Here is a 5,588-nt window from a genome sequence, read left to right as displayed (position 1 = left end):
TGATCTGCGCTCAGGCTGCGTCCGGTACCCGACGGACGACCGCGAGGCCCGACATCCACGGCACGCCAGCCGCCCGCCTCGTACGCCTTGCAGGCCGCAATCACCGTCGTGGGCGACATCTCGCAACGCAGCGCCACCTCTTTCAACGCTACGCCTTCGATGCGCATCTTCACCGCGCGGCGACGGCGTTCATTCAGTGCCGCCATCGGCAAGGTTCGGGAGTCGATTTTTTCCATAACACTTCCGACCATGTGTTGCGCTCAAAGTTTCAATATTTTATTGCCGGATCAATAAAAGGACGGTTCATCAATTAGCGACGAGGCCATAAGACATCACTATGCCGGGTTACCCGGCCGTCCTGGCCAATGACACGGGCCGGGTGCCAGATCGCTGCGCCAACCCAGGCACACTGCCAGGCAGAGCGGCGATACGACCGTAGCCCGCTCCCTTTCCTACCCACTACGGCTTCAGCGCTTCAATACAGGGGCAGCTATCGCGGACCCGCGGTAGCGGAAGATTCAAGGGAGGGCGGGAGCCTTGCGCTGTGCGCCGAACCGGATATAGCGTGTGAGGAGTCCCTGGCGCCTGGCCTCGCTTTCGCTTTGACGTATGCTTCCCCTGTTCCTTCCGCCCTTGTCCTGATGAAGCGACTCTCGTTCTCGACACAGCTCGTCGCCCTGTGGGCACTCGTGGCAGCGCTATGCGCGATGCTCGTCGCCATCGTATGGTTCATGGCGATCTCGGCCGGGAGCCAGCAGATCGCGGGCGCCAGGCAGCAGGCGACTGCCGCCTGTGAAGCGGTTGCGACGCGCTACAACCTCTCGCGACCCATGTCGGGCGCGGCAGGCAACACGGACCTCATGCATGCCGTGCTCGACATCGTGCTCGCACAGGCACCGGGCGTCGAGGGCGGGTTCTGGACCGCGGACCCGACCGGGGACGCGGTGCCTGCGTGGACGGCGCCAGGCCCGGCCAGCGCGGCAGCAGGCAGCGCCCCGGTGAACGGTTTTCTGGCCTACGCCTTTCCGACCTACCAGGGCAGCGGCATCAAACGCGACATCCCGGAAGCCGAAACGCCGCTGATTCTGCGCACCCTGCGAACGACGGCTGCCACGCATGCGGCCGCAGCCGATGTGATCCGCAACGGACCGGATGCGGTCATCGCGGCGGCCTGCCCGGTGAAGGATGAGCCTGCCCTGTTCGCATGGATGCTCACGCGTGCCCGTCCGCCCCTGGGACGGTATGGAGAAGGGTTGGTCACGGGAATGGCCGCCGTGCTGGCCGTCATTCTCGCGGTCGCGGTCGCACTTGCGCTGGCCCTGCGCCGCTGGCGGCGCAATCTCACGCGACTCGAAATGGCGCTGTCGTCCGACGGCGACGTCGAGCGCTCTGCCCATCTCACGCGTCTTGGCGAGCCGGAACTCGACCGGATTGTCGATGCACTCAATCAGTACGCCGGGCGGGCCGAGCTGCTCCGGCAACAGACCACGGTGCTCAGCGACCGGCTCGCCCGTGCCGAGCGCTTCAGCGTGCTGGGCAAGCTGGCGGCACAGGTCGCCCACGAGATCCGCAATCCGGCGGGCGCCATGCGATTGAAGGCGGAGAACGCGCTGGCGGGCGACAGTGAGCGGCAACACGGCGCGCTTCGCTTTATCCTTGAGCAGATTGGACGGATCGAGACGCAGGTCGCCAGTCTTCTTGCGCTGACGCAGCCCGTAACCGTCAGGTCGCGTCAGGTGAATATCGCGGAGTGGTTGGCGGATGTTGTCGAGTCGCACCGCGAACTGGCGCGCCGGCGCGGCATCCGGCTGACGCTGGTGTCGAAGTTCGACGACCTGGCCGACGCGCCGGTGCCGCAGCAGCCGGCATTCGACGCGGACCAGCTTCGGCGCGCGCTCGACAACCTGCTGCTGAACGCACTGCGCCACGTCGGCGAGGGCGGCACGGTCACCGTGACGGTCGAGCGTGACTGGTCAGGCGAGTGCCCACATCTGCGAATTTCCGTTTCCGACAGCGGACCGGGGGTACCGGCGGACCAGCGCGAACGCATCTTCGAACCATTCGTCACCGGCCGCGCCGACGGTTCCGGCCTCGGCCTTGCGGTCGTCCGTGAAGTGGCGAGCGCGCATGGCGGCAACGCATATCTTGACGACCGGTCCACTGGCGCATGTTTCGTGATCGAGATTCCATGGCAACCATCCTCGTAGTCGATGACGACGACGCATTCCGTGAGGGTCTCGCGGAAACCCTGTCCGACCTTGGACATCGCGTGGTGCAGGCCCCGTCCGGAGAAGCTGCCCTTCAAGTGCTGCATGGCGGCCTGGCGGCCGACTGCATCTTTCTCGACTTCCGGCTCCCGGGCCTCGATGGTCTGGGTGTGCTGGAGAGGCTGCGCGGCGACGCCGCGCTGAAGCCCGTACCCGTCGTGATGCTGACTGCGCATGCCACCAGCGACAACACGATTGGCGCGATGCGGCTAGGCGCCTTCGAGCATCTCACGAAACCGGTCGGGCGCAATGACATTGCCGTGCTGCTCGAACGCATCTTCTCGGCCAGCCAGCGGCCCGCGACCGGACCTGATGAAGCGCCGTTCGCCGGAGAACCCATCTCGGACAGGCCGCTGCTGCTCGGCGTGAGCGAAGCGATGCGCGCGGTCCAGAAGCAACTGGGCCGGGCCGCCACGAGCGACGCGACGGTCCTCATTACGGGCGAAACCGGAACCGGCAAGGAAGTCGCCGCGAGGGTCCTGCACGAGGCGTCCCGCCGTCGCGATGGTCAGTTCGTTGCCGTGAACTGCGCGGCCATCCCTCACGACCTGCTGGAAAGCGAACTGTTCGGCCATGGCAAAGGCGCCTTCACGGGTGCGGCGACGGAACGCACCGGCCGCATCGTCGAGGCGGATGGTGGAACGCTGTTTCTCGATGAAATCGGCGACATGCCGCCTGCGATGCAGGCCAAGCTCCTGCGAGTGCTGCAGGAGAAAAACGTCACGCCGCTCGGCACCAGCCGGACCCTGCCCGTCGATGTCCGCGTGGTTGCCGCCACGCATCGCGACCTGGACGCGATGGTCAGCGCCGGCGAGTTCCGCCAGGACCTGCTTTACCGCCTGAACGTCATTCCATTGCACCTGCCCCCGCTGCGCGAACGCATCGCCGACATCCTGCCGCTTGCCGAACACTTCCTTGCAGCCGCAACGAAGCCGGCGCATCGCGTGATGCATCTGTCCGCGCAGGCACAACGACGCCTCGTCGGCCACCCGTGGCCGGGCAACGTCCGGGAACTGAAGAACGCCATCGAGCGCGTCTGTTCGCTCGCGCCCGGTCCTGCGATTACCGGCGATGACCTTGCGTTCCTCAGAGGCACGTCGGTCCCTGCAGAACACGTGCTGCCCGCTGACCTCGCCGACCTGCCGCTCGCCGAAGCCATTGAGCGCGTCGAACGCGCGATGATTGTCCGCGCGCTTGCGCTGGCAAGCGGTAATCGCGCCGACGCCGCGCGACGCCTCGGCATCAGCCGGCAGTCGCTCTACACGAAGATGGCGGGTCTCGGGCTGAACTAGACCTGTCAACGAACCCGACACCTGGTGTCCAGCAACCGGACGCCCTCGGCTTCGTCTCCTCCTTGATGCCCTTGTCCTGTCGTGCATGTTCGCATGGCATAGGCCGTGCAGTTCACCCGCTGTCCTCTGACAGGAGTGAACCATGTTCCCGAGTTTCCCATTCAACACCGAGCATGCAGGACCTGCGACGCGCGCAGTCCGACGGGCAGTTCGCGTGGTACTCGTCGCACTGACGCCGTGGACCAGCGCGTGCGTCGCACAGACGCCGCCCGGGCCTGCCGCGCCCGACGTGCCTCCTTCGATGGCTGGCCCATGGGAGCCGCCCGCCCGTGGACCGGTGCGCACGCAACCTTCGCCTCCACGCGCATGGGAGCCAACCCCGGGCCAGCCGACCCCGCTCACGCAAGGCATCGTGAGCCGCTTTGTCATCAACCCGGAAGGCGACGTGGACGGCTTCATCCTGAGCGACGGCTCGCTCGTGCATTTCCCGCCGCATCCCGGCGCGCAACTGGTGGCTGCCGTGCAGCCAGGCGATCGCGTCCAGGTCGCCGGTTTCAGGGATGGCAGCGGTGACGTGAAGGCGCAGCAGATCGTCAACCCGCGCACTGGCCAGCAACTCGTCGACCAGCCTCCGCCGCCCGATGTACCGCGTCCGCCGCCCGCCCTCCGCGGCGCTGGCCTCGTGCGCCTCAGCGTCCAGGGCGAGGTCATGCGCGTGACGACTGCACCCCGTGGGGAACCGGACGGGGTGCTGCTGCGCAACGGCACTGTCATCAGGCTGACGCCTGTCGTCGCGCAGCAGTTCGTGAGCCTCTTGCGTCCGGGCGCGAACGTCGCTGCGACCGGTTATGGCACACGCAACCGGTACGGCGAAGCCCTGCAGGCCACCGCTTTCGGCACGCCTGGCAACCTCACCCGGCTGTACAGCAACTTTTCCAACTGAAGGAGAAACACCATGCACTGGATTGACCCGGCATGCCTGCCCGAAACGAAGGGCACACTCACGCAGTTCCTGCTCAACCCGCACGGCGAACCGGACGGCTTCATTCTGGACGGCCAGCGGCAGGTCCATTTTCCGCCGCACCTGGGGACACACATCGTGCAACGCGTTGGGCCCGGCGACACCGTCACCGTGCGGGGCGTCAGGCCACGCACGGCGAACATCATCGCGGCAGTGTCGATAGCCGTCGGTGACGGCGAAACTCTCGTCGACGAGGGACCGCATCGCGATGACGACAGACACAAAAGGCCCGACGTGGAAATGTACGCGGCGGAGGTGACGGGCACCGTCATTCTGTCGTTGCACGGACCAAAGGGAGAACTGCGTGGCGCGCTGCTGGATGACGGCACGTCACTGCGGATGCCTCCTCATGCCGCCGAAGAACTGCGGGCTTATCTGACGCCTGGCGCACGCGTGCAGGCGTGGGGCGGCATGGTGGAGAACACGCATGGCCATACCCTCGACGTGAGCGAGATCGCGGAACAGGCCGATCCTCATTCTGATGCTGACGCGGATGCCGGTACGGGCGCATGAACCCGCGGAGATGACGATGAGCCCTTCCGCACGCGCCAGCAGTCATCCCGAAAGCGACCGCTCCCCGTCGGCACAAAGCCTTCGGGGGCTCGACGCACTCAGTTTCCTGATGGCGGACGTGCGCGACGGCATCGGGCCATTCCTCGCCATCTTCCTGAAGGGCACGCAGCACTGGTCGTCGGGCGATATCGGTCTCATCATGGGCGCGAGCGGCGTGGCCGCCGCGCTCAGCCAGATTCCTGCGGGGATGCTGGTGGACGCCACGCGTGCAAAGCGGGCCATCATTGCGGTATCGGCTGGCATGGTCGCGGCGGGCTGCCTGCTGATCGCCCGCTGTCCAACGCTACCGGTCATTCTGCTGACGCAGACGGCGCTGGCGCTCGTCTCGGCCATCATTGGCCCGACCCTTGCCGCGCTGAGCCTCGGTGTGGTGGGGCACAGAATCCTGGCCTCCCGTATCAGCCGCAACGAGGGCTTCAATCATGCCGGCAACGT

6 protein-coding genes are annotated in these 5,588 nt (G+C 66.4%); 5 read left to right on the top strand and 1 reads right to left on the bottom strand.

Annotated features, from left to right (window positions below; translation table 11 throughout):
• The coding region (locus GCT13_RS46820) for a helix-turn-helix domain-containing protein (protein WP_193727825.1) at window positions 1-236 on the bottom strand (236 nt) is incomplete at its 3' end.
• Window positions 237-641: 405 nt separating this feature from the next.
• Between GCT13_RS46820 and GCT13_RS46815 the strand changes: the two genes are divergently transcribed.
• From GCT13_RS46815 to GCT13_RS46795, 5 genes are all read left to right on the top strand, one after another.
• Entirely contained in the window at window positions 642-2,207 is a 1,566-nt protein-coding gene (locus tag GCT13_RS46815; RefSeq protein WP_152768352.1) for a sensor histidine kinase, read from the top strand.
• Window positions 2,189-3,559 carry a sigma-54-dependent transcriptional regulator gene (locus tag GCT13_RS46810; protein ID WP_152768351.1) on the top strand — a complete coding sequence of 457 codons (1,371 nt, stop codon included), beginning with the start codon at window positions 2,189-2,191 and terminating at the stop codon, window positions 3,557-3,559. Before GCT13_RS46815 ends, GCT13_RS46810 begins: the two co-directional genes overlap by 19 nt.
• Window positions 3,560-3,701: 142 nt before the next feature.
• Complete coding sequence (locus GCT13_RS46805; protein ID WP_152768350.1) at window positions 3,702-4,502, top strand: hypothetical protein; 801 nt, start codon at window positions 3,702-3,704, stop codon at window positions 4,500-4,502.
• Between the two features lie 12 nt (window positions 4,503-4,514).
• Window positions 4,515-5,093: a hypothetical protein gene (locus tag GCT13_RS46800; RefSeq protein ID WP_152768349.1), complete on the top strand. Its 579-nt coding sequence runs from the start codon at window positions 4,515-4,517 to the stop codon at window positions 5,091-5,093.
• Window positions 5,094-5,109: 16 nt separating this feature from the next.
• On the top strand, window positions 5,110-5,588 hold a 479-nt coding region (locus tag GCT13_RS46795), incomplete at its 3' end, for an MFS transporter (protein ID WP_152768348.1).

This window comes from Paraburkholderia franconis (assembly GCF_009362735.1).
Classification (GTDB): Bacteria; Pseudomonadota; Gammaproteobacteria; order Burkholderiales; family Burkholderiaceae; genus Paraburkholderia; species Paraburkholderia franconis.
This window is presented reverse-complemented; position numbering and strand designations above follow the sequence as displayed.